At 43.1% G+C, this 24,963-nt stretch carries 19 protein-coding genes; 11 read left to right on the forward strand and 8 right to left on the reverse strand.

The window, feature by feature from the left end; all coding sequences use genetic code 11:
• Positions 1–15 precede the first annotated feature (15 nt).
• Positions 16–711, forward strand: a complete 696-nt coding sequence (locus tag ACP14V_RS00440; RefSeq protein ID WP_136565107.1) for an NUDIX hydrolase — start codon at positions 16–18, stop codon at positions 709–711.
• A gap of 177 nt (positions 712–888) precedes the next feature.
• A complete protein-coding gene (locus tag ACP14V_RS00445; protein ID WP_272609132.1) occupies positions 889–1,428 on the forward strand; it encodes a DUF2911 domain-containing protein in 540 nt (179 codons plus the stop codon).
• A gap of 66 nt (positions 1,429–1,494) precedes the next feature.
• Here ACP14V_RS00445 and ACP14V_RS00450 read toward each other — a convergent pair whose 3' ends face one another.
• The gene (locus ACP14V_RS00450) at positions 1,495–2,250 is read right to left on the reverse strand and encodes a sulfite exporter TauE/SafE family protein (protein WP_116217604.1); all 756 of its coding nucleotides are present in this window, start codon (positions 2,248–2,250) and stop codon (positions 1,495–1,497) included.
• Positions 2,251–2,319: 69 nt separating this feature from the next.
• Between ACP14V_RS00450 and ACP14V_RS00455 the strand changes: the two genes are divergently transcribed.
• Together ACP14V_RS00455 and ACP14V_RS00460 are read left to right on the forward strand one after the other, a co-directional pair.
• Complete coding sequence (locus ACP14V_RS00455) at positions 2,320–4,131, forward strand: sodium:solute symporter family protein (protein WP_272609133.1); 1,812 nt, start codon at positions 2,320–2,322, stop codon at positions 4,129–4,131.
• A gap of 10 nt (positions 4,132–4,141) precedes the next feature.
• Complete coding sequence (locus ACP14V_RS00460) at positions 4,142–5,230, forward strand: acyltransferase family protein (protein WP_272609134.1); 1,089 nt, start codon at positions 4,142–4,144, stop codon at positions 5,228–5,230.
• Positions 5,231–5,248: 18 nt separating this feature from the next.
• Here ACP14V_RS00460 and ACP14V_RS00465 read toward each other — a convergent pair whose 3' ends face one another.
• The gene (locus tag ACP14V_RS00465) at positions 5,249–5,839 is read right to left on the reverse strand and encodes a riboflavin synthase (RefSeq protein WP_272609135.1); all 591 of its coding nucleotides are present in this window, start codon (positions 5,837–5,839) and stop codon (positions 5,249–5,251) included.
• Positions 5,840–5,897: 58 nt separating this feature from the next.
• Here ACP14V_RS00465 and pdxA point away from each other — a divergent pair, with 58 nt between their 5' ends.
• The 7 genes from pdxA to ACP14V_RS00500 all read left to right on the forward strand — a co-directional run bounded on the left by pdxA (position 5,898) and on the right by ACP14V_RS00500 (position 12,079).
• Positions 5,898–6,950 (forward strand): 4-hydroxythreonine-4-phosphate dehydrogenase PdxA, encoded by a 1,053-nt coding sequence (gene pdxA / locus ACP14V_RS00470; RefSeq protein ID WP_272609136.1) that lies wholly within the window; start codon positions 5,898–5,900, stop codon positions 6,948–6,950.
• A gap of 113 nt (positions 6,951–7,063) precedes the next feature.
• Positions 7,064–7,594, forward strand: coding sequence for a YceD family protein (locus ACP14V_RS00475; RefSeq protein ID WP_136565114.1), 531 nt, complete (start codon positions 7,064–7,066; stop codon positions 7,592–7,594).
• Between the two features lie 7 nt (positions 7,595–7,601).
• Positions 7,602–7,802 carry a 50S ribosomal protein L32 gene (gene rpmF, locus ACP14V_RS00480; RefSeq protein WP_072876398.1) on the forward strand — a complete coding sequence of 67 codons (201 nt, stop codon included), beginning with the start codon at positions 7,602–7,604 and terminating at the stop codon, positions 7,800–7,802.
• A gap of 172 nt (positions 7,803–7,974) precedes the next feature.
• Positions 7,975–8,970, forward strand: coding sequence for a beta-ketoacyl-ACP synthase III (locus ACP14V_RS00485; protein ID WP_272609137.1), 996 nt, complete (start codon positions 7,975–7,977; stop codon positions 8,968–8,970).
• A 27-nt stretch (positions 8,971–8,997) separates the two neighbouring features.
• Positions 8,998–9,489 (forward strand): acetyl-CoA carboxylase biotin carboxyl carrier protein, encoded by a 492-nt coding sequence (gene accB / locus ACP14V_RS00490; RefSeq protein ID WP_272609138.1) that lies wholly within the window; start codon positions 8,998–9,000, stop codon positions 9,487–9,489.
• An 87-nt stretch (positions 9,490–9,576) separates the two neighbouring features.
• Positions 9,577–10,929 (forward strand): acetyl-CoA carboxylase biotin carboxylase subunit, encoded by a 1,353-nt coding sequence (gene accC / locus ACP14V_RS00495; RefSeq protein WP_272609139.1) that lies wholly within the window; start codon positions 9,577–9,579, stop codon positions 10,927–10,929.
• A 34-nt stretch (positions 10,930–10,963) separates the two neighbouring features.
• The gene (locus ACP14V_RS00500) at positions 10,964–12,079 is read left to right on the forward strand and encodes an NAD(P)/FAD-dependent oxidoreductase (protein ID WP_272609140.1); all 1,116 of its coding nucleotides are present in this window, start codon (positions 10,964–10,966) and stop codon (positions 12,077–12,079) included.
• A gap of 85 nt (positions 12,080–12,164) precedes the next feature.
• On the opposite strand, the gene ACP14V_RS00505 is transcribed toward ACP14V_RS00500, so the two are convergent.
• The 6 genes from ACP14V_RS00505 to ACP14V_RS00530 are packed head-to-tail and all read right to left on the reverse strand — an operon-like array spanning position 12,165 to position 24,960.
• Entirely contained in the window at positions 12,165–12,827 is a 663-nt protein-coding gene (locus ACP14V_RS00505; protein WP_136565118.1) for an ABC transporter ATP-binding protein, read from the reverse strand.
• 9 nt (positions 12,828–12,836) lie between these two features.
• On the reverse strand, positions 12,837–15,245 hold the full coding sequence (locus ACP14V_RS00510; RefSeq protein WP_272609141.1) for an ABC transporter permease: 2,409 nt from the start codon (positions 15,243–15,245) through the stop codon (positions 12,837–12,839).
• Between the two features lie 23 nt (positions 15,246–15,268).
• A complete protein-coding gene (locus ACP14V_RS00515; RefSeq protein WP_272609142.1) occupies positions 15,269–17,668 on the reverse strand; it encodes an ABC transporter permease in 2,400 nt (799 codons plus the stop codon).
• A 24-nt stretch (positions 17,669–17,692) separates the two neighbouring features.
• A complete protein-coding gene (locus ACP14V_RS00520) occupies positions 17,693–20,107 on the reverse strand; it encodes an ABC transporter permease (RefSeq protein WP_272609143.1) in 2,415 nt (804 codons plus the stop codon).
• 22 nt (positions 20,108–20,129) lie between these two features.
• Entirely contained in the window at positions 20,130–22,502 is a 2,373-nt protein-coding gene (locus ACP14V_RS00525) for an FtsX-like permease family protein (protein ID WP_272609144.1), read from the reverse strand.
• A 22-nt stretch (positions 22,503–22,524) separates the two neighbouring features.
• A complete protein-coding gene (locus tag ACP14V_RS00530; protein WP_272609145.1) occupies positions 22,525–24,960 on the reverse strand; it encodes an ABC transporter permease in 2,436 nt (811 codons plus the stop codon).
• Between the last annotated feature and the right edge of the window lie 3 nt (positions 24,961–24,963).

The raw sequence follows: 24,963 nt of genomic DNA on the forward strand, positions 1-24,963 counted from the left end.
TTCTGGAATAAAAAAATGAAAAGGGATTTACCTAAAAACCAACCCAATAGTCTAAACGATTATCAAGTTAAAGAAGATTCCTATGAGTGTTCCATTACCACAGACATTGCAGTTTTTGGTTATGTGGACAACCAATTGAAAATTTTGTTGACTAAAAGGACGGTAGGTAATTTCACGGATCATTGGATGTTACCCGGCGGTGCTCTTCAGGCGGAAGAAACGCTAAAAGATTGCGCCCAAAAGATATTGTTTGCCCTTACAGGATTTGAAAGCATTCATTTTGAACAGGTAAAAGCCTATTCCGAAGTGGACCGGCATCCTACAAAACGGGTGATCACCATATCGTTTTACGCCTTGGTAAAACCCGAGAACCATCCCTTGACCTTAAAGAGCGGTGTGGAACAAATTGATTGGTTTGATCTGGACAATATTCCCACCAATCTTGGGTTTGATCACAACCGAATTATCCGGGATGCACATCAATTTTTTAAAAAGAATCTAAAGGATACCCTTGTAGTTGGTGAATTGCTTCCACAGAAATTTACGCTGCCCGAACTACAGAATCTTTATGAGAACATTTTGGGCCTGGAATTGGACAAACGCAATTTTAGAAAGCGAATCTTCCAAATGGATATTCTAAAGAATACAGGCGAAAAAAAACCTGGAGTAAAGGGGGGACCCATGTTGTATTCGTATAAAGATGAAGCGTAAGACCATTTCTTGCCCAATTCAATAACAAAATCAACATTATATGTGATTTTCCATCGAATTGAAAAAAATGACAAAAATTCGAAGATGGGGAGGAAAAAGTACGGTTATGGATGCTGTCAGTATCCGTATCTTTAGACGAAATTGTAATGTTTCAATTCAATTAATACACTAAAACCCATGAGAAAACTAAAATCTTCGGTCCGTTGGGCCAGTCTTTTTACAATGACCGTTCTATTTAGTATGTGTAGCCTTGCACAAAAAAGCCCATACAAAAGCGTTGAGGGAAAAGCAGCCAATGCATCTATCGAGATTACCTATAACAGTCCTTCCATGCGGGGACGTGAAATTTTTGGAGGCCTAGTTGCCTATGATAAGGTTTGGAGAGCAGGAGCCAATATGGCCACAACCTTTACCACTGACAAGGATATTACTGTTGTCGGGGAGAAACTTTCTGCAGGCACCTATGCCTTGTTCTTTGTGCCCAGCAAAGGAGATTGGACCGTAATTTTTAATTCTAATCATGGACGCAGCGGTTCTTCTGTTGAAGGACTGACTTTGACCGAATATGATAAGGATAACAAATCAAGCGACGTACTTCGGGTAAAAGCATCACCAAAAAAAGCTTCCCAAGCCAAGGAGCAGTTGACCTATACCGTTACCAATGATGGATTTACAATGGAGTGGGCCAATGTGGTACTTCCCGTTGCCATTGACTAGGCATAGTAAAACTTTAAAATTGAAGACCCATTTTCTTGAATTGGAAGATGGGTTTTTTGTTGGAATTTACCGGAACAGAAGTAGAAGAGCACCTAAGGCGGTAAGCACAAGAATCATTTTCCTGAAAAACCCCTCGCGAATAATTTTTACCAGTCGGATACCCACATAAATCCCTGCTAAAATAGCTGGTATCAGTTTTATATCCACCCATAAAGTCTCTAGTGTAACGGTCTTCCACACAAAAATGTGGAACGGAAGTTTAAAAAGATTGGTGATGAAAAAGAGCCATGCCGCGGTTCCCACAAATTGGTTTTTTGGCAGTCGCATGGCAAGGAAGAAGATGTTGGTAAACGCCCCTGCCAAGTTTCCGATCATGGTGCATATTCCGGCCATAATCCCCATGGACCCAGCAAACATCCAATGGGTGGGAACATGAGTGGATTTTCTTCTGTCCCACCAATACAGTAGGCCCAAGCTGATAAAAATAACGGTGACCATTCCCCATTTGAACTCCACTTCCGGCAAGTCTTTTCCAACAAGAACACCAATAAGGATACCCAACACCATCCACGGAATAAACTTGAGAATGTATTTCCATTGTGTATGTCTGTTATAATAGATGACGGCAATGATATCACCAACGATCAACAAAGGCATGAATATTCCTGTAGATGCCTTGGAGCCAAAGGCCAAGGCCATGAGGGTAACATTCAATATGGACATGCCCTTAAGGCCAGCTTTGGAGGCTCCCATTAAAAAAACGGCCGTGGCGGCCATGGCCCATGCCATTATAGAGATTTCAGAGGGAAGGGAGAGAAACATCCAAAACATTTGGTGGAGTACAAAAGTAACCTAAAAAAACTATCTTTGGTTCTTACCAAAACCAAACCAATGGATATACAAACCTTAGATTATGCCATAATCTTTACATTTTTCGCTATTGTCCTATTCATAGGAATTTATGTTTCCAAGAAATCAGGAAAAAGTTCATCAGAATACTTTTTATCGGGAAGGACCATGCCATGGTGGTTGTTGGGACTTTCCATGGTGGCAACGACATTTTCCACGGATACGCCCAATTTGGTGACCGATTTGGTTCGTTCCAATGGTGTTTCCGGAAACTGGGGATGGTGGTGTTTCCTATTGACGGGAATGCTCACGGTTTTTGTATATGCCAAGTTATGGCGGAAATCCAACGTAAATACGGATTTGGAGTTTTATGAAATTAGATATGGCGGAAAAGCGGCAAGTTTTTTAAGGAAGTTCCGCGCCATTTACCTTGGGGTGTTTTTTAATGTGATCACCATGGCCTCCGTTACCTTAGCGGCCATTAAGATTGGTGGTGTTATGTTGGGGCTGGATCCTTGGGTAACCGTGATCAGCGCAGGCTTAATAACAGTTATTTTTAGTGCCCTTGGAGGATTTAAAGGAGTGGTTTACAGTGATTTTCTTCTCTTTTTTGTAGCCATGGGAGGTGCCATAGGGGCTGCCGTGTATCTGGTTAATCTTCCCGAGGTTGGTGGAATTCAGTCCATTTTGGAAAATGAAAATGTGCAAGGTAAGCTGAGTATCCTTCCCGATTTTAGCGATAAGAAAGCTTTGATCACGGCCTTGATCATTCCATTGGCTGTACAATGGTGGAGTTCGTGGTATCCTGGAGGGGAACCCGGTGGTGGTGGTTACATTGCACAACGGATGTTGGCAGCAAAAGATGAGAACCATGCCATTGGAGCCACATTCTTCTTCAATATCATGCACTATGCCTTGCGTCCTTGGCCTTGGATTTTGGTGGCACTGGCCTCTTTGGTGGTATACCCGGACATTGCCAGTATCCATGAAGCTTTTCCTAATGTAACAGAAGATAAACTGGGTCATGATTTGGCCTATTCAGCAATGATGACCAAATTGCCCACGGGTCTTTTGGGGATTGTACTGGCGTCTTTGGTGGCGGCCTATATGAGTACCATTTCCACACAGTTGAACTGGGGCTCTTCCTATATTGTATATGACTTTTACAAACAACAGATAAATCCAAATGCCACTGAAAAACAGATGGTGAATGTGGGAAGACTGTCCACCGTAGTATTGATGGTCTTGAGTGCATTTTTGGCCTTGGCACTACAGGATGCCATGGGCGTGTTCAACCTGTTACTTTCATTCGGAGCAGGAACGGGACTTATCTTTATTCTACGTTGGTTTTGGTGGCGTATCAATGCTTGGAGTGAAATCACGGCGATGTTTTCCTCTGGGATTTTAGCCGTTCTTTTGGAGACCACTTCGTTGAGGGAAATCCTTTTTGCTCCTGAAACCGGGGTGTTCCCAGAATGGGCAGACTTACCATTTATCATGGTGGTCACATCAATCATTTGGTTAACGGCCACGTTTGTGACACAACCGGAAAGCAAAGAAGTTTTGCGAAGCTTTTATCTCAAAATACAGCCGGGTGGTCCAGGCTGGAAAAAGATTGTGGATGAAGCTGACGCTGATAACGTAAAAATCGTAAAGAGCAACGAAAAATGGAGTGTTCCTGCGGGCATCACGGCCATGTTGTTGGGTGTGGTATTGATTTACTCCATCATGTTTGCAACGGGCTATTGGATCTATCAAGAAACCCAATTGGCTCTCATTTTGACCGGTGTTGCCCTTGTTTCAGGATTTTTCCTGATCAAGGCTTGGGGTAGGATCAAGGATAACATCTTATAACAACAGTACTATGAAAAACAGGGTTTTATCCGTAGATATTTTTAGGGGAATGACCATCGTATTGATGATACTGGTGAATACCCCGGGAACATGGGGGCATGTGTATGCCCCATTATTGCATGCGCAATGGCATGGGTACACACCAACAGATTTGGTGTTCCCTTTTTTCCTTTTTATTGTGGGAACCTCCATTGCGCTGGCCTATCAAAATAAAAAGACAGATTCTAGCACTTACAAGAAAATCACGATTCGAAGCTTAAAATTGATCGGGCTGGGTATATTCTTGGGGGCCTTCACCCTAAGCTTTCCTTTCTTCAAGGATTTTGAAAACATTAGGTTTCCTGGAGTTTTGCAACGGATTGGGGTTGTGTTTTTCTTTGCCTCCATCCTGTTTATCAATTTGGACTGGAAAAAGCTTATTGCCATTTCAGGTATTTTATTGATTGGGTATTGGTTGCTTATGGTATTTGTGCCCGTTGAAGGAGTGGCTTCCACTTTGGAAAGAGCACCTAATAATTTGGCAAACTATCTTGACGTAAAGGTGTTTGGCACACATAATTATAGACCTGATTATGATCCCGAAGGACTTTTAAGCACCATTCCGGCCATAGTAAGTTCATTGCTGGGCATTTTCACTGGATTGATACTGACGTCAAAACAAGAGAAGAAGACCACAATTTTGTTCGGCTTGGGAGGCGCGTTTTTGATTTTGGGCCACGTTTGGGATGTGGTATTTCCTGTCAACAAGGCATTATGGACCAGTAGCTTCGTTTTGGTAACAGCGGGATGGGCCAATATGGTATTGGCGATTATTTATCACCTCACCGATGTCAAAGGAATAAAATTCGGAAGTATTTTTAAATACGCCGGGGCCAATGCCATAGTGGTGTATTTCTTGTCCAGTTTTATCAGTAAGCTGTTCGGGTTGATCAAGGTAGATGGCGAAAACTCTCTGCACGGATGGTTGTTCCAGACCATTTATGTGCACGATTTTATGTCCATGAAACTATCATCACTGCTGTATGGTTTAACGGTAGTGTCATTTTACTGCTTGTTGGCCTACGTATTGTACAAGCGGAAGATTTTCATCAAAGTATAAGGCGAAGATTTTTCGACATTATTGTCGAAGTTCCATCAAGCGGGCCACATATTTTCCAACCACATCGAACTCTAGGTTGACCGATGTACCTATTATATAGGTATTGAATCGGGTATGTTCAAAAGTATATGGAATGATGGCTACGCTAAAGCTGTCTTTTTTGGAATCAACTACGGTCAAACTCACACCGTCCACAGTAATGGACCCTTTTTCAATGGTTACATTGCTCAAGCCGGAATCGTACTGAAACCCAAAGACCCAGCTACCATCTTTTTGTTCCATGGAAGTGCATTGGGCAGTTTGGTCCACATGTCCCTGTACAATATGGCCATCCAATCGAGCCCCTAAGACCATGGCACGTTCCAAATTTACCACATCGCCAGTCTTTAAGTCACCTATATTGCTTTTGAGCAAGGTCTCTTCAATGGCGGTCACGGTGTATAAATCATCTTTTATGGCCACCACGGTAAGGCATACCCCATTGTGGGAAACACTTTGGTCTATTTTTAGTTCCGATGTAATATTGGAGGACAGGGTAATGTGTAAATTGCCCCCTTCTTTTTCAAGCTTTTCAACTTTCCCTAAAGTCTCTATGATACCTGTGAACATGTGTCTTATTAATTGACTAGTTTTGTAATGCAAAAGTAGCCATATCGGCAGTGATTATATGAAGGAAAATCAAAAAATAAAACTGGGGATTTCCATTGGGGACCTAAATGGAATTGGGTGTGAAGTTGCCCTAAAAACGTTTGAAGATCCACGGATGTTGGATTTCTGCACCCCAATTATTTTTGCATCAAACAAAACGGTTTCCCACCAAAAGTCGGATTTGGGAATCGATATGACGTTCAATGGGGTAAGGGATGCGTCCCAAGCTGTTGAAGGAAAGATCAATATTGTAAATGTTTGGAAAGAAGTCCCAAAGATTGAATATGGGCAGGCCACACAAGAAGGAGGGTCTTTTGCCATTAAGTCGCTTCGGGCCGCGGTTTCCGCTTTAAAGGATGGAAGTATTGACGTTCTGGTAACAGCACCCATCAACAAAAACAATATACAGTCCGACGATTTTAAATTTCCGGGTCATACCGATTATCTAGCCCAAGAATTGAACGGGGAAAGCCTTATGTTCATGGTGGCAGACACCCTTCGGGTGGGGTTGCTCACGGACCACATTGCCGTTAAGGATGTGGCCCAGGCCATAACCCCCAGTTTGGTGAGGCATAAGATAGCCACCATGGAAAAATCCTTGAAAATGGATTTTGGCATCCGCAGACCCAGAATAGCATTATTGGGCATAAATCCGCATAGTGGTGATAACGGTACCATTGGGGAAGAAGATGATAAAATTTTGAAGCCGATAATCACAGAATTGTTCCATAAGGGAACGTTGGTGTACGGGCCATATTCGGCAGACAGTTTTTTTGGCTCGGATAACCACAAGAATTTTGATGCCATTTTAGCGGCCTATCATGATCAAGGACTTATTCCCTTTAAAACCCTTTCCTTTGGAAAAGGGGTGAACTATACCGCTGGACTTGACAAGGTTAGGACATCACCGGACCATGGCACGGCCTATGAAATTGCCGGAAAAGGGCAAGCGGACAACAGCTCTTTTAAAGAAGCGGTTTTTATGGCCATTGAAGTGTTCAAGAACCGTGCAGAGTATATGGAATTGAGCAAAAACCCACTGAAAAAACAAAAGACCAAGCGTGCGAGCTAAAAAAGTTCCACAAAGATGGATATTTGTTGGTGTTGGAATTGCAGTTTTATAAATAAGTAGTATCTTTGCACCCGCCTTTAGAGGCTGGTACACAAACCTTAAGTGTAGAAACAATGAAGCTGAAGGAGTTTTTTATCCCATTTTCAGGCTTGAAGTTGGGAAAACACGAATTTGTGTACGAGATTGACAATGCGTTCTTTGAATCTTTTGAATACCAAGAATTTAACGGAGCTTCCGTAAAGGTGACCGCCATATTGGAAAAGATGAGCAATATGATGGAATTGGAAATCGAGGCCGAGGGAACGGTGAATGTGGATTGCGACATGACCGGCGAACCTTTTGACCAACCCATCCATTCAGATTTGCACTTGGTCATCAAGTTTGGGGAAGAGTACAATGATGAAGATGATGAAATTTTGATCATTCCCCATGGCGAGTACCAAATCAACATTGCACAGTACATCTATGAGATGTTGGTGCTGGCCGTCCCTCAAAAAAGAGTACACCCCGGTGTATTGGACGGAACGTTGAAATCGGAAATCTTGGACAAGCTGGAAGAATTGCAGCCAAAAGAAGAAAAGAAACCATCAGAAAAAACAGATCCCAGATGGGATGATTTAAAAAAGTTACTAACGGACAAATAGGTTTATAATGGCACATCCTAAAAGAAAGACATCAAAGACCAGAAGGGACAAAAGAAGAACCCACTACAAAGCGGTAGCCCCTACAATTGCCAAGGATTCCGTAACAGGAGAAATGCACTTGTACCACAGAGCACACTGGCATGAAGGTAAATTGTACTACAGAGGTCAAGTATTGATTGACAAAACAGAGGAAGAAACTGCTGCCTAATGGCAAATCCCTCAAAATAAACCAACTCCCGTTCCAAACTAGCGGGAGTTTTTTTATGGACTGAAGTTAATTTCAAAAACGGCCCCGTTTTGATAAAAAAGTCATATAAAATGACTAATTTTCACCTCTTCTGGGTCAAATTTCAATGTTTTTGACAAAAAGAGACGCTAAAATGAATAAAACAACAGCAGCGATAACAGCTGTGGGAGGATATGTTCCCGATTTCGTACTATCCAACAAAGTGTTGGAAACCATGGTAGATACCAATGATGAATGGATAACCTCGAGGACCGGAATCAAAGAGCGGAGAATATTAAAGGAAGAGAACGCCGGAACTTCGTATATGGCCATAAGGGCGGCCCAAGATCTTATTAAAAAAGGAAATGTAGACCCTTCGGAAATTGATTTTGTATTGGTGGCCACGGCCACTCCAGATCTTCCCGTTGCGTCGACTGCGGCATATGTGGCTTCAGAAATAGGGGCCGTAAATGCCTTTGCGTATGACTTACAGGCTGCATGCTCCAGTTTTTTGTACGGAATGTCTACCGCTGCCAGTTATATTGAATCAGGAAAATACAAGAAAGTTTTGGTAATCGGGGCCGATAAGATGTCATCGATCATTGATTATACGGATCGTACTACTTGCATTATCTTTGGTGATGGTGCCGGGGCCGTACTCTTTGAACCCAATGAAGAAGGGCTTGGGGTACAGGACGAGTATTTGAGATCGGATGGAATTGGACGCCAGTTCTTGAAAATTGATGCAGGAGGCTCTATCTTACCTGCGTCCGAAGAAACGGTGAAGAACAAACAACATTATGTATACCAAGATGGGAAATCCGTTTTTAAATTTGCGGTTTCCAACATGGCCGAGGTGTCCGCACTGATCATGGAGCGGAACAATCTTTCCCATGAGGATGTACAGTGGTTGGTACCCCATCAGGCCAATAAACGTATCATAGATGCCACGGCCAATAGAATGGGAGTGGATTCCGAAAAGGTGATGATCAATATCCACCGCTACGGAAACACAACATCTGCCACCTTGCCATTGTTGTTGTTCGATTATGAAAAACAACTGAAAAAAGGAGACAATTTAATTTTTGCCGCCTTTGGAGGAGGCTTCACATGGGGTTCCATTTATTTAAAATGGGCCTATAATTCTTAAATAGCACAACTAACAAAATCATATTCCATGGACATTAAGGAAATTCAAAGTTTAATCAAGTTTGTGGCCAAATCAGGTGCCAGCGAGGTGAAGTTGGAGATGGAGGACATTAAGATCACCATCCGTACCGGTAGCACAAGCTCAAGTACCCCAGAGACAACCATTGTACAGCAAATTCCCATGGCCCAAGCACCTGCCGCTCCAGTGGCTGCGGCTCCAGCCGCTCAAGAAGCCGCGGCGCCTGCAACGGAATCTGCTTCAAAATCCGACGACTCCAAATACATCACCATTAAATCGCCCATTATAGGAACTTTCTATAGAAAGCCTTCCCCGGACAAACCTGCCTTTGTTGAGGTGGGCAGCACCATTAGCCAAGGAGATGTGCTTTGTGTGATCGAAGCCATGAAATTGTTCAACGATATAGAATCCGAAGTTTCCGGAAAAATCGTCAAGGTATTGGTTGATGACTCCTCTCCAGTGGAATTTGATCAGCCATTGTTCTTGGTAGATCCATCGTAGTGAATTTTAAATGATAAATTTTAAGCAGCGATTCCTGTTGTTTAAAACCATTTAAGATTTAGAATTCAGAATTTAAGATTGTGTTCTATGTTTAAAAAAATATTGATTGCAAATAGGGGAGAAATTGCACTGCGAATTATTCGTACCTGCAAGGAAATGGGGATAAAGACCGTTGCCGTATACTCCAAGGCGGACGAGGAAAGTCTCCATGTGCGTTTTGCAGATGAAGCCGTTTGTATTGGTCCGGCCCCCAGCCACGAATCCTATTTAAAGATTCCGAACATCATTGCTGCTGCGGAGATTACCAATGCCGATGCCATTCACCCAGGATATGGGTTTCTTTCCGAAAACGCCAAGTTCTCGAAAATCTGTGCTGAGCACGATATTAAGTTCATTGGTGCTTCCGGGGAACAGATTGAAAAAATGGGGGACAAGGCTACGGCCAAGGAAACCATGAAAAAAGCTGGGGTTCCCACAGTTCCGGGATCAGATGGGCTACTCAAGGATGTGGACCATGCCAGAAAAGAGGCCAAAAAAATGGGATATCCCGTTATGATCAAGGCTACTGCCGGTGGTGGTGGAAAGGGAATGCGCGCCATTTGGTCCGAGGACGAAATGGAAAGGAATTTTGAAAGCGCCGTGAAAGAGGCTACTGCTGCTTTTGGCAATGGTGGAATGTACATGGAAAAGCTCATCGAAGAGCCACGCCATATCGAAATTCAAGTGGTTGGCGACCAGTATGGAAAGGCATGCCACCTTTCCGAGAGGGATTGCTCCGTGCAGCGAAGACACCAAAAATTGACCGAGGAGACGCCGTCACCTTTTATGACGGATTCCCTAAGGGAAGATATGGGTAAAGCCGCTGTAAAAGCCGCTGAATATATAAAATACGAAGGAGCGGGAACCGTGGAATTTTTGGTGGACAAGCACCGTAACTTCTACTTCATGGAGATGAACACCCGTATCCAGGTGGAGCACCCCATCACAGAACAGGTGGTGGATTATGATTTGATCCGGGAGCAGATTTTGGTTGCCGGAGGCGTGCCCATTTCAGGGAAGAACTATTACCCAAAGTTGCATTCCATTGAATGCCGAATCAATGCGGAAGATCCGTACAATGATTTTAGACCTTCCCCAGGAAAAATTACAACCCTTCATACGCCCGGAGGGCATGGGGTTCGATTGGACACCCATGTGTACAGCGGGTACATGATTCCGCCAAACTACGACTCCATGATCGCCAAGTTGATTACCACGGCCCAGACCCGGGAAGAGGCCATCAACAAAATGCGTAGGGCGTTGGATGAGTTTGTGATTGAAGGCGTGAAAACCACGATTCCGTTCCACAGACAATTGATGGACCACCCAGATTATTTGGCCGGAAATTATACCACCAAATTCATGGAAGGTTTCAAGATGGATTCCAAATATCAAGATTAAATATAGCCCCGATTTTTATCGGGGTTTTTGTTTTATGGAGCTAAGCTATTGGGAATATAAGACCTGGTTGTCCCACGTGGAATTTACCATCATTGGCAGTGGTATTGTAGGGCTTAACTGCGCACTCCGATTAAGGGAAAAATATCCCAGCAGCAGGATTTTGGTTTTGGAAAGGGGCAGTCTTCCTCAAGGGGCTAGCACCAAGAATGCCGGCTTTGCCTGTTTTGGGAGCGTTTCAGAAATTTTGGCTGATGCAAAGGCACATACCGAGGAAGAAGTGGTGCAGTTGGTCCAAAAACGATATAATGGCATTCAGGTATTGCGCACGCTTTTGGGGGATAAGGCCATCGGGTTTGAACAGCATGGAGGCCATGAGCTTTTTTTGGGGGATAATTCCGAACTGTTTGTGTCTTGTTCGGACAGTATGGAGCACTTGAACCAATTGTTACTTCCTGTTTTTGGAGCCCCACCTTTTGTGAAAACCAAAAATGAATTTGGGTTTTCCGGGATTCGTGAAACCTATATTACCCATCAATTTGAAGGTCAATTGGATACCGGAAAAATGATGCAGGCCCTGCTTCAAAAATGCCATGAGAACCAAATTCCCATTTTAAATGGAGTAGAAGTCCAACGCATCCAAGACGCTGGTAGCAAAGTGACCATCCATGTAGAAGGTTTTGGATTTGATTCCAAAAAGGTGTTTGTGGCGACCAACGGTTTTGCCTCAAAACTGTTACAGTCCGAAATGGTAAAGCCTGCTAGGGCACAGGTACTGATCACAAAGCCCATCAAAAACCTAAAAATAAAGGGAACGTTCCATCTGGATGAGGGCTACTACTATTTTCGGAACATAGATAACCGAATCCTGCTTGGAGGTGGCCGCAATCTTGATTTTCAAACCGAAGAGACCATGGAATTTGGGGAGACCCTGACCATTCAGAATGCCTTGGAAAAATTACTCAAGAACGTAATCCTTCCCGACCAAGACTTTGAAATTGACCAAAGATGGAGCGGGATTATGGGTGTGGGTACCCAAAAAAACCCCATCGTAAAACAAATTTCCAATTCCGTTTACTGCGGTGTGCGACTTGGCGGAATGGGCGTTGCCTTGGGCAGTTTGGTGGGAACGGAGCTTGCGGATTTGATTTAGAAAGTTCAAGTACAAGCTCAAATACCAATGACCGCTATCATATTGGTTTCTTGAATACTTTTTTGCACTTGATGCTTGGACTTAATCAAATCATTCGTCCATCCAAAAGGTTGATGATTCTTGAACCATAGGCTGCGTTTTTCTCGGAATGTGTCACTTGGATAATGGTAACCCCTTCGTCATTCAACTGCTTAAAAAGTTGCATGATTTCCTCCCCTTGCTTGGAGTTGAGGTTTCCCGTGGGCTCATCGGCCAAAATCAGTTTTGGATTTGAGATTAAGGCTCTGGCGATGCCCACCAATTGCTGTTGCCCACCGCTGAGTTGGGCCGGGAAAAGGTCTTTTTTGCCCACAATATTGAATCGATCTAACATATCGGCCACCATAGCCTTGCGTTCAGCGCCTTTATATTTTTTATAGAGCAGGGGCATTTCTAAGTTTTCCTTTACCGTGAGTTCGTCCAGCAAATGATAGGATTGGAATACAAAACCAATGTATTCTTTATAAAGATTGGCCCGGTGTTTTTCTTTGATGGAGTGCACAGGTTCATCCAAAAATTGGTATTCCCCTTCATCAAACCCATCTAACATCCCGATAACGTTCAGCAGGGTGGATTTTCCGGAACCCGAAGGCCCCATAATGGAAATAAACTCACCTTCCCGTACTTCAAAATTGATGTCCTTTAATAAAAAAATACGCTGGCCTCCAGAGTTGACCCATTTAAAAATGTTGTGTAATTGTAAAAGCATAGTGTTGATTTATTCCGTTCGTAAACTTTTTACAGGATTGGCCGATGCAGCCCTTATGGTTCTTGCCCCTACAGTCAAGAATGCGATCAGCATAGCCAAAAAACCGGCCATGGCAAAATACAAAGGGCTCAAGGTGATTCGAAAGGGGTAAGACTCCAGCCAATTGTTCAAAAAATACCAAGCCAAGGGTGCGGCTATTAGAAAAGCGAAGCCTACCAATTTTAGGAAATCCTTGGTTAATAATAGGGTAATGGAAGATACGCTTGCCCCAATTACCTTTCTAACGCCAATTTCCTTAGTACGTTGGGTCACTACTAGCATGGACATGGCAAACAATCCAATACAGCTCAAGAGAATCCCTAAGACGCTGCCACTTGTGATAATGGTGGCCATTGTTTTTTCCTGTCTAAACGTACGGTCAACATTTTCATCCAAAAAAGAACCCAAAAATTCGGCTTGGGGCTCTACTTTTCCCCAAGCAGCCTTGATGGCATCATAAGATTTGGCTATGGCCGCGGGACTCACTTTTACGTAAGCATAGTAGAGGTCCCAATCTGTATTCATGAAAAGGGTCAGCGGTTCAATTTCCCTGTTTATATTCTGAAAATGATAATCTTTCAATACTCCAATGACGGTATAAGTTCCTTCGTCTTCCTGGATTTTGACGGATAGGGGGTCTTTCTCATTCAATTCCTTTGCCATGGTCTCATTGATTACTATACTAAGACTGTCTGAACCGTATTCTTTGCTGAAAGACCTACCCGAAACCAAGGGAATGTCCAAGGTTTTTGAATAATCATGGTCAACAGTAAGTACATTGGTGCCTATACTACGTTCTTTATAATCAAACCGCCATTTGCTCGTGGATAAACTGCCGTCCCTTCCCCGACCCAAATTATTATCGGCACCGCTCACACTAAGGATGTTTGGGTTATTTTTAAGTTCTTCCCGTAGGAGTTGTACCACCCGGTAACTATCCATTTTGCCATTGAGTGGAATGGAAACCACTTGTTCCTTGTTATAGCCCAAGTCCTTATTTCTCATATACTGGATTTGTCCATGAAGAACTATGGTTCCGCTTATGAGAACAATGGCAATGACAAATTGAAGCACTATAAGACCGTTTCGCAATCGGTTCTTGCCCATTTCCCACTTTCCTTTAAGAGCCCTAATGGCATTGAGTTTACTCAATATGAGGGCCGGATATCCACCAGCAATGAGTGTGATCAACAATAGGGAAAGAAAAAAACCTACCAATATGACTGGCTTGGATAGGTTGGAAAGGGTTGCCTGTGTGTTAAAAAGTGTTTTGAAAGGGTCCAATAGCAAATGAGCTGCTACCAATCCCAACACAATGGAAACCACAAAAATTAAGATACTCTCCAACCAAAATTGTCCGAAAAGTTGCCGTTTGACCGCTCCAAGGGTTTTTCGCATGCCTATTTCCTTAAGCCGTTTTTCTCCCAAAGCAATGTTCATATTGATAAAATTGGCACAAGCAATGAAAATGATGAGCAAGGCAATCCCTAAAATTAAATAGGGAAAGGTACGGTTGACTATAGCGATACCGGTTGCGTAGGAGACAAAGGCAACATCGGAATAAGGTAGAAGATGAAATTGTTTGTATTGCCCGTTGGTATCAGGCAATGCTCCATCTCGGACCATACTTTCAATCTGATTTTCATAGTGTTGGTTGGTGAAAGAGCGGGTATTTTTTTCAAACTGGGATAGGGAAACACCCTCTTCCAACTCTAGGTAAACCAAGTGGTTGTAAGAATCCCATATGTCGATGTTGGGAAGATACTCCCTGTGGCTCTCGAACGGAATTACAATATCAAAATCCACACTAGTGTTCACTGGAGTGTCTTTCAGTATTGAGGCAACAGTGAATGGAACTTGTTCCCTTCCTTGTTGTAGAAAGACGGTTTCTCCAATGGCATTCCCATCTCCAAATATCTTTTTGGCAGTACTTTCACTCAGTGCAATGGAATTTTTGTTCGGAATAGGTTCTTGGGTATTGCCAATGATCACAGGATAACTGAAAAGAGTGAAAAAATCGTTGTCTACATATTCGGCATCCAAGTCAAAGTCTTTGTTTTGGTATGTGATCAAAGCATCTTGGCTAAGAGATCGGGCGATATGTTTTATTCCGGGAACCTCCTCTTTTAAAGCTGGGGCCAATGGAATAGGATTTACAACACTGATAGTTGTTCCCTTTGGAGTTTGATTGGACAGATACAGTTGATAAACCGTATCCTTTTTTTTGTGGAATTGGTCAAAAGACAAATCAAACATGGCTGTCATACCCAAAAGAATAGCAATTGCAAAAGCAGTGGACAATCCAATTAAATTGGCAGTTGTGAAGACTTTGTTTTTGAGAAGGTTTCTCCATGCTATTTTAAGATAGTTCTTGAACATGGCTTTACTGGATTACTGATGAATTACTCTGTCCGTAGACTTTTTACGGGATTTGCCTTTGCAGCCCTAATGGCTTGGAAGCTTACGGTGACCACGGTCACGAACAGGGCCCCAAGCATGGCCAAGGCAAAGATCCACCACTTAAGGATTACGCGATATGGATATTCCTGCAACCATCCGTTCATAACGTAATAGGCTATGGGCACAGCTATAAAACAGGAAATGATGACCAGTTTTAAAAAGTCTTTGGACAACATGTTCCAGACATTGAAAACCGTGGCTCCCAACACTTTGCGGACCCCAATTTCCTTGGTACGCTGTTCTGCAACAAAGGAAGTCAATCCAAAGAGGCCCAAACAGCTGATAAGGATGGCCAAGGCAGTAAAAATTCCTGATAAACGACCTATTCGCTCCTCAGCAGCAAACTTTTCACCATATTCCTCATCTACAAAGTCGTACTGGAACGGAATATTGGGAAAATGCTCCTTGAAGACCCGCTCAATAACAGCCAGATTTTGTCCGGCACTTTGTTTGGGGTTCAACCGTAGGTTGTAGAAGGAAGCGTTGCCATATTTGTCAAAGGTGTACATACCTTGTTTTACAGGTTCATATGGGGATTGGGCAATCATATCCTGAACCACACCAATAATTTTTAGAGGTTCACTCGGATTTTCAGTGTCCTCATCCTTTAAAAGTTTACCAACAGGGTCTTTAAGTCCCATATATTTTACAGCAGTTTCGTTGAGCAGAACAGCATTGGAATCCGAAGGAAATTCCCTTGAAAAATCCCTTCCAGCCACGATCTTAAGGTTGAGCGATTTGGCATATTCGGGGGAAACTTCCGTATAGGCCAAATCTTCCTGAAATCCTTCTGGCTTACCTTCCCAAGTCCATCCACTTCGGTTGGACCAAATGTTGGTGGTTGGGCTACTGGAGGATGACATTTCAACAACCGCCCCGGAAGCAATGAATTCATTGCGCATTAATTCGTACTTCCCAGTAAAGTCTTGGCTCATGACCGGAATTTGTACCAAGCCTTCGCGATCGTACCCAATAGGTCGGTTTTTAGCGTGGTTGATTTGTTGCATTACGATAACAGTTCCGATGATGAAAGCAACTGAAACGGTAAATTGGAGCACGACCAAAATTTTTCTAGGCAAACCGGAATGCTTTCCTGCCTTGAAGGTGCCCTTGAGCACATCAACAGGTCTGAAGGAGGAAAGGTATAGGGCTGGATAGCTTCCCGCGAGCAAGGCAGTAGCTATAATAAAAAGGATGGAGATTGCCCAGAAGCTTGGAAGTGTCCAAGGGAAATCTATTTCCTTTCTGGCCAGTTCATTAAATCCGCCCAAGGATATCACTACAATAAGAACGGCAATGAGAAAGGCAAACAGGACCACTAAAAAGGATTCTCCCAAGAACTGGTTGATCAATTGCCCACGTTGGGATCCAATGGATTTTCGTATCCCGACCTCTTTGGCCCTTTTTTCGGAACGGGCCGTGCTGAGGTTCATAAAGTTGATACAGGCCAAAAGCAACACAAAGACACCAATGATGCCAAACAACCAAACGTATTTGATACGTCCGCCCACTTGCTTCCCATTTTCAAAAAAATTACGGAGATGCCAGTCGTCCATAGGCAGCAACATCAGTTGCGGGTTAAACTGTGCGGTATCTTCGTTTAAATCTTTTTTTACATCTTTAATGACCGATGTAACCCTTTCCATAGTAGTATTATCGGCTATTTGAACAAACATCTGGAAGGAATTGTTCCCCCATTGGTCCTCGGCATTTTTGAGCCATTCAGCCGTGGTCAGATATTTATCCCAAGGCATGAGATAGTGCATGTCATTAAAAGAGGCATTAAAAGGGATGTCTTCATAGATTGCAGTGACCATCATATCATACTGACTATTGACCTTGATGACTTTTCCAATGGGCTCCTCATTGCCAAAAAGGGCATTGGACGTGGAAGCGGAGAGCATAATGGAATTGATTTCCCTAAGACCATCTTTTTCACCTTTTATAATGGTTAGGTCGAGCATTTCAGGAGCTTCCCGTTGCATAAAGTTTCCGGTCCTTGAAATACTGGTCTCCTTGTACTTCAGATATTGGGAATTGTTCCATGAGGCCATTACTAAGTGCTCGAAGTTGTCCATATACCCATCTCGGAATACTTTTTCCAAGGGACGGGGAATGGCAGGGCCTGTGCCGGTTTCCCCATTAAAGGTCTGCGATTGGAATATCTGGGCGATAGTATCTTTATTTGAGAAGTAATCGTTGTGGGTGAGTTCATCCTGCATCCAAAGGCCAATGATAAGTGCAACCGCCATACCCAAGGCCAATCCACCCACATTTATGATGGTATACGCCTTGTGCTTGGTTAGGTTTCTCCAGGCAATTTTTAAATAGTTCTTTAACATGATGGTTTTGTTTTTTGATGTGATTTATTCGGCTCGCAAACTTTTTGCCGGGTTGACCAAACCTGCTTTAATGGCTTGGTAGCTGACCGTTAAAAATGCTACTGCCAATGCCAAAAGACCAGATAGGACAAAGACCCACCAAGAAATATTGATCCTATAGGCGAAATCTTCCAACCACCGGTTCATTAAGTACCAGCCAATAGGGGTTGCAATGAGTATTGATATTAATATCAGCTTTACAAAATCAAAAGTGAGTAATTGATATATGCTTTTGAAAGGAGCCCCAAGAACCATACGGATGCTAATTTCCTTTTTACGCTGTTCCACCAAAAATGCGGAAAGGGCAAAGAGACCTAAACAAGCGACAAGGATGGCAAATAGGGCAAAGCTGTTGAATATTTTTCCCATACGCTGGACATCATCATGCATTTGGGCAAACTCTTGATCCAAAAAAGTATATTCAAATGCTTGTTGAGGCACATAGTCTTGCCAAATGGCTTCTATGGCATGGATTGCCCTTGTGGTTTCCCCTTTATTCAGTTTTACCGATACCATGCTTGGGCTATTACCAATGACCAATGAGACCGGGGCAATTTCTTCTTTGAGATTCTTATAGTGAAAATCCTCAAGAACACCAATTATGGTCCAATCTTCCCCATTATTGATACGTTTGCCTATGGGATCATTAAATCCTAGTTCCTTAGCCATGGACGAATTGATGACTATGGCTGATGAATCACTGGCAAATTCCTTGGAAAATGCCCTTCCGTTTTTAAGCTGAAGCCCAAGGGTTTGTATATAATCATAATCTACTCGCCAAATTTGTGCAGGGACCGAGATTTCTTGTCTTCCATCACGTAGTAGACCAAATGTGTTTCCATTCCGCTTTGTGCCTTCAATGGGAAGGTAATCACTTATGGTAGCTGTTTTTACATTGGATAGCCCAAGAAGCCGTTCTTTAAAGGACTCCGTGTTGTTTCTTAGTAAATTGGTTCCCTTGATGACCAATACTTGCTCCTTGTTGAACCCCAGTTTCTTGTCCAAAATAAAATTCATTTGCTTATAGATAATCAAAGTGCCAATAATCAAAACCACCGAAGTGGTAAACTGAAAAACAACGAGTCCACTGCGGAGTTTTCCACTTTTGCTTCCCGTACTCAGGGACCCCTTAAGCACGTTCACTGGTTTAAAAGCGGATAGATAAAACGCAGGGTATAGGCCTGCAATAATCCCTATGATTAAGGCCGCTATTCCTATTATGGGAAGGAACCACCATGTTTCCCAAGGCATACCTATGTTTTTAGCCGCAATGGAATTGAAAGTAGGGAGCAGTCCCCAGGCCAATAAGACCCCAATAACAAAGGAAATTATGCTAAAAAGGATGGACTCGGTTAAAAATTGGCTTACCAAATCGCCCCGAAAAGCTCCAACCGTCTTTTTTAATCCAACCTCTTTGGCCCTATTGGCAGATTTTGCTGTGGACAAGTTGATGAAGTTTATTACCGCCAACAACAAAACAAACCCGGCAATGGCAGCGAACAGCCAGACAAATCGAATATCGCCATGGTTTAACCCATCACCCATCTTTAAATCTGATTTTAAGTGGATGTCGCCAATAGGCTGCAATTTATACTCCAATGTTTTTAAAACCTCCATGAACTTCTCTCCCCTCATCCTTTCGCGGTAGGCAGGAATGACAAAATTTTCTAGAATTGAGCCCATCTTTTTCTCCAAAGAGGCAACATCAACATTGTCATCGAGCAATACATAGGTGAAATAATTATTGTTGGACCAACTCATATTGGTGTCCTCAATCGCCAAAAGGAAGTCAAAATCCATATGTGACTTTTTGGAAAGATTCTCCTTGATGATTCCTGTCACGGTATAAGGCCTGCTGGAATTATCGTCAAGAAAAACCGTTTTTCCCACAGCATTGCCATCGGGGAAATATTTGGCCGCCTTTGAGGCCGTCATTACAACACTACCTGGATTTACAAGCAGATTTTCAGGATTGCCCTGTTCCAACTCCAATTCCAATAGGTCAAAAACGGACTGGTCTGCATATACGAAGCCCTCTTCAAAGTTGTTTTGGGTTGTTCCTTCAGGACGTAACGCCCTTTTTCCGGCACCAAAAAGTTCACTTGTATTTATTTTGCCTGCTTTTTGGATTTCTGGAAAAGTGGAGGCCAGTGTTTCTGCAAAAGGAAGTTGAAAATGAACGCTTTTGAGTTGCTCCCCATCCATCATACCTTGCATGACCACGCGGTAGATCCGATCTTTGTTCTTGTAATGGGTATCATAGCCTAGTTCATTTTTTATGAAAAGGGCTATCAAAAGACAAGCAGCAATGCCCATGGCAAATCCGCCGACCTTGATGCCAGTGAATAATTTATCTTTTTTAATGTTGCGCCAGGCAATCTTTATATAGTTTTTGAACATGGCTTCTTGTTTTTGATGATGATTATTCTGTTCTAAGGCTTTTCACTGGATTTGTCATGGCAGATTTTAAAGCCTGGAATCCTATGGTGAGCAAGGTCACCAACATAGCCAATATACCAGCCAAGGCAAATGCCCATAAAGGAATGGCAATATGATAGGCAAAATCGCTTAGCCACTCAGCCATGAAATAATAGGCCACAGGTGATGCGATGAGGGCGGCAATGGCAATGAGTTTCAAGAAATCTTTGGAAATCAATAAAATGATATTATTGATGCTGGCCCCAAGTACTTTTCGGATACCGATTTCCTTTTTTCGCTGTTTGGCCATAAAAGTAGCAAGGCCGAACAGTCCCAGGCAGGATAACAAAATGGAAATTAGGGCAAAATAATGGGCCAAGGTCCCTGTCAAGGTCTCGGTACGATAATTTGAAGCGTATTCCTCATCCAGAAAATCGTAGTGCAATGGAAAATCCGGAAGGACATTTTTAAATACCGTTTGAATGGAAGCCAAGGCTGCTTCGGTTTTCCCGCCATCCAATTTTACAAACAGGGAACCTGCATCGTTGGGGTCCAGTAGAAATACTGTGGGCTGTATGGGTTGATATAGAGAACGATTATGAAAATCTTTTAGGACACCAATGATCTGTCGTTGTGCTCCCCAAAACTGGACCGTTTTTCCAACAGGCTCATTCCCCAACCCCATGATTTGGGCAGCAGTTTCATTGACAACAAGATTTAGGGTATCTTTTGTTCCCTCCCTATAATACTCACCTGCCTGTAACGGCACGTTGAACGTGCTTGGAAAATTATGTGCAGTCCAGAGTAAGGCAAATTCTAAATTCTCCTGTTCCTGGGTTTTCCCGGGCCAACTTACTCCACTGGTTGAAGCTGGCGTTGCCAAAGGCGATGGCCCTGCCAAGGTAACGTCCTCTATTCCCTCAGATTTCATCAACTGATCATAAAGCACTCCATATTTTTCCGTTAAGGCTTGATCTTGGTGAATGGCAACAATATGATCTTTGGCAATACCTAAATCTTTTTGGTTCACGTAGTTTATTTGTTGTTGGATGACCAAAGCAGAGATGATCAATAAAATGGCCAATGAAAATTGAAGCACTACTAATCCTTTTCTCAATGAAATGGTTTGCTTGCCCTCTTGGACCACCCCCTTTAAGGCCGAAATAGGCCGAAATGATGAAACCACAAGCGAAGGATAGGCCCCTGAAAGAATAGTGGTAAAAAGAAACACCCCTACAATGGTGAACAAAAGATAAGGTTGGGTAAAGTCAATTTCGAGAACTTTTCCGGTAAGAGTATTCACATAGGGCAGCAATAGGAATGCGACGGCCAACCCTATCAGAAAAGATAATGAAGTAACAATTGCAGTTTCTGTGAAGAACTGGCCAATAAGCGTTTTCCTTTTGGCCCCGACCACTTTTCTCACCCCTATTTCGCTGGATCTATTGGTGGCATAAGCCGTGGAGAGATTTATAAAGTTGATGCAGGAGATGATCAAAAGGAAAATGGCTGCAATGGTGAATATGCGAACGTATTCAATTCGCCCACCGGACACTTGGGCCTTTTCATTGAATTGATTGTGCAAATAGTTTTCCGAGAATTTTTGAAGAATGACACCTTCCTTGAATTCACCCTCAATATTATCTTGATGCAATGCATGAACTTTTTGGGCCACTAGAGAGGCATCCACTCCTTTTTTTAGCAACAAAGCTCCTTGCATTCCATTGTTTTCCCATTCCTGCATCCAATCATTTTTGCTAAGATGCTGTTCAAAGCCATAATAAAAATCATTTTGAATGGAGGATTGTGATGGAAAATCTTCATATACTGCGGCTATGGCATAGTCACCGCTGTCGTAGATATGAACTGGGCTCCCAATGGCTTTTTCGGGCCATTCCTTACCATAAAGTCTTTTGGCAAAGCTCTCGGAGATGGCCAAAGCTTCCGGTTTCTCATCCAGATCATCAATATTACCAACCAGGACCGGAAAAGAAAAGGATTTGAAAAAAGCCGCGTTGGCAAAGGTTCCCTCTGCTCTTAAATCGGTATTCCCAACACGAAGGTTATCTTCAAAGGTACGGCCAAGGGTAATGAATTCCTCGACTTCGGGAAACTGTTCCTTGGCAGTTTTCAGAAGAGGATAGGAAACACCTTCGTAAACGTCAAAAACCCCTTTTTCCAAGGGGATGGTTCTCTTGACCAAAAAAAGCTGATCATCTTTTTCGTGAAACTTGTCTGTGCCATATTCATCAAAAACCCAAAGCAACATTAAAGAAGAAACCGCAATAGCAATGGATAGGCCAACGGTATTTATGGTAAAATAGACCCGGTTTTTGATTAGGGTCCGCCAAGCGATTTTTATATAGTTCTTGAACATGGCTTTTTGTTTTTGATAATGGTTATTCTGTTCTAAGGCTTTTTATGGGATTCACTACGGCAGCCTTTATACTCTGATAGCCTACGGTGAGTACGGCCACCCCTATGGCCAAAAGTGCCGCTAGGGCAAATACCCACCATCCTATTTCTATGCGATATGAAAAATCTTCAAGCCATTTGTTCATGGCAAACCAACCAATAGGCAGGGAGATAAGGATGGAGATTCCGACCATTTTTAGGAAGTCGGTGGTCAATCGATAGGTAATCTGCTGGACGCTGGCCCCCAAAACCTTGCGGATTCCAATTTCTTTGGTACGCTTTTGGGCATTGAAAGCAGCAAGTCCGAACAAGCCTAAGCAGGCAATCAAAATGGAAAGGACCGTAAAGACCATGAATATTTTGCCCAAACGTTGCTCTGCATCGTAGGTGGTATTGAAAGAATCGTCCATAAAGCGATAGCTAAAAGGCTGCCCGGGCGCAAACCTGTTCCAGATTCCCTCGATTTTGGCAATGGTAGAGGAAAAGTCTCCCGCATTCAATCGTACCGCCAGTATCCCAGAAGGTTGTCTGTCCAAGAAGAGACCCAAGGCCCCAATATTTTCCCGCAACGATTCGTAATGGAAATTTTTAACTACGCCGATGATTGTGCTAAATTGGAGTTCTTCTACTCCGAGGTCGTCCGTCATTTTTAGACCCAACGCCTCTTCTGGGCCAACACCAAGGATTTTTAGAGTGGCTTCATTGATGATTACAGCGGTGGAGTCGGTGCTGAATTCCTTACTGAAATTACGCCCGGCAATGAGCTCCATGTCCATCGTACCTATATAATCGTGATCAACAGTCCAAGTTTGCATTTGGATGGCATTTTCTTGGTCCACTGATCCTTCTTTAAAAAAGGAGCCGTTGGAGCGGGAAGATGGTGTTGGAAAATAAAAACTCAAGGTGGCATTTTTGGTCTGACTCAATTTGAGGACTTCTTCTTTCAAGGCCCCAACTTGAGACCCGGCGGAGAAAACATCATCGATCAGAACCACTTGATCTTTGGTAAAACCCAAATCTTTGCTTTGTATGAACCTTAGCTGTTGAAAAACAACAATGGTGCTAACGATCAAGAAGACCGAAATGGCAAACTGGAACACAACCAACGCGTTTCGGACATTACCACCGCCCACATCACTCTGCCCTCCACCTTTGAGTGTTTTCACGGGCATAAACCGCGACATGAAGAAGGCCGGGTAGCTTCCTGAGAAAATCCCTAGGATAACAGTGGCGAATAGGACTATTCCCCAAAAAATAGGATTTGAAAAGGGAATGGCAATTGCCTTTCCTGCAAGGTCATTGAAAAAGGGCAGTACTATTATGGCAATAATCAACGCTACCAAAAGTGAAATGAAGGAGATAAGCCCCGATTCGATCAAGAACTGCCGTACCAAATCTATTTTGTTGGACCCCAATGTTCTTCTAATACCTACCTCTTTGGCCCTTTTCAGGGAATACGCCGTAGAGAGGTTCATGAAGTTCACACAGGCGAGAACAATCAGAAATAAGCTTATAAACGAAAGAATGTACACATTTTGCATGGTACTGTTGGCGCTCATTTCAGATTGCCGGCTCGAATGAAGATGGATATCGGTCAAAGGCATTGTATGATAGTTGACATAATTGCCTGAAGCGAGAAAGGATTCCTTGGTTATCCCAGGGAAAAAATTTTGTGCCCAGGGCAACAAATAGGTGTCGAAGAGGGTGTTCAAAGGAGCCTGAAAATCTGCGATATTGGCCGAGGGAATCAGTTTTATGAACGTAAAATAATTGTGACTGCCCCAATCGGGGGATTGCGAATCGGCAAAACCGCTCATGGCCATAAAAACAGAATGGTCCCTCAAAAACGAATTTCTTGGGAGGTCATCTATGACCCCTGTAACCGTATAAGTGTCCGTATTGTTCAGTAATAAACGTTGTCCCAAGGCGTCCTTAACACCAAAATGCTTTTCGGCAGCGGTTTTGGTCAAGACCAAAGTGTTGGGTTGGGTCAGGGCCGTTTTGGAATCACCTACCAATAGATTTATTCCAAAGAAATCGAAGAAGGTGGAATCGACAAAAGTGACCTGGAGTTCTTTTGTGTTGGTTTCAGTGCCACTTTTACGCAATAATAGACTTCCCCTGTCCCGGAAGCGAATAGCAGATTCTACCTGCGGAAAATCTCTTTGCAAAGCCTCAGCCATTGGAGCTGCAGCTTCAGAGGCTTTTATTTCGGCCCCGCCAAATTTAATATCGCTGTCAACCCGATAGATGCGTTCGGCATCAACAAACATCTTGTCATAACTTAATTCGTCATAGATGAAGAGGCAGATAAGCAATGCACCAGCCATTCCAATGGCAAGGCCAAAAGTGTTGAGAAACGTGAAAAAGGGTTGCTTTTTGAGATTCCTCCATGCAATTTTTATGTTGTTCTTAAACATGAC

It is taken from the genome of Flagellimonas alvinocaridis (assembly GCF_965248585.1).
Lineage (GTDB): Bacteria > Bacteroidota > Bacteroidia > Flavobacteriales > Flavobacteriaceae > Flagellimonas > Flagellimonas alvinocaridis.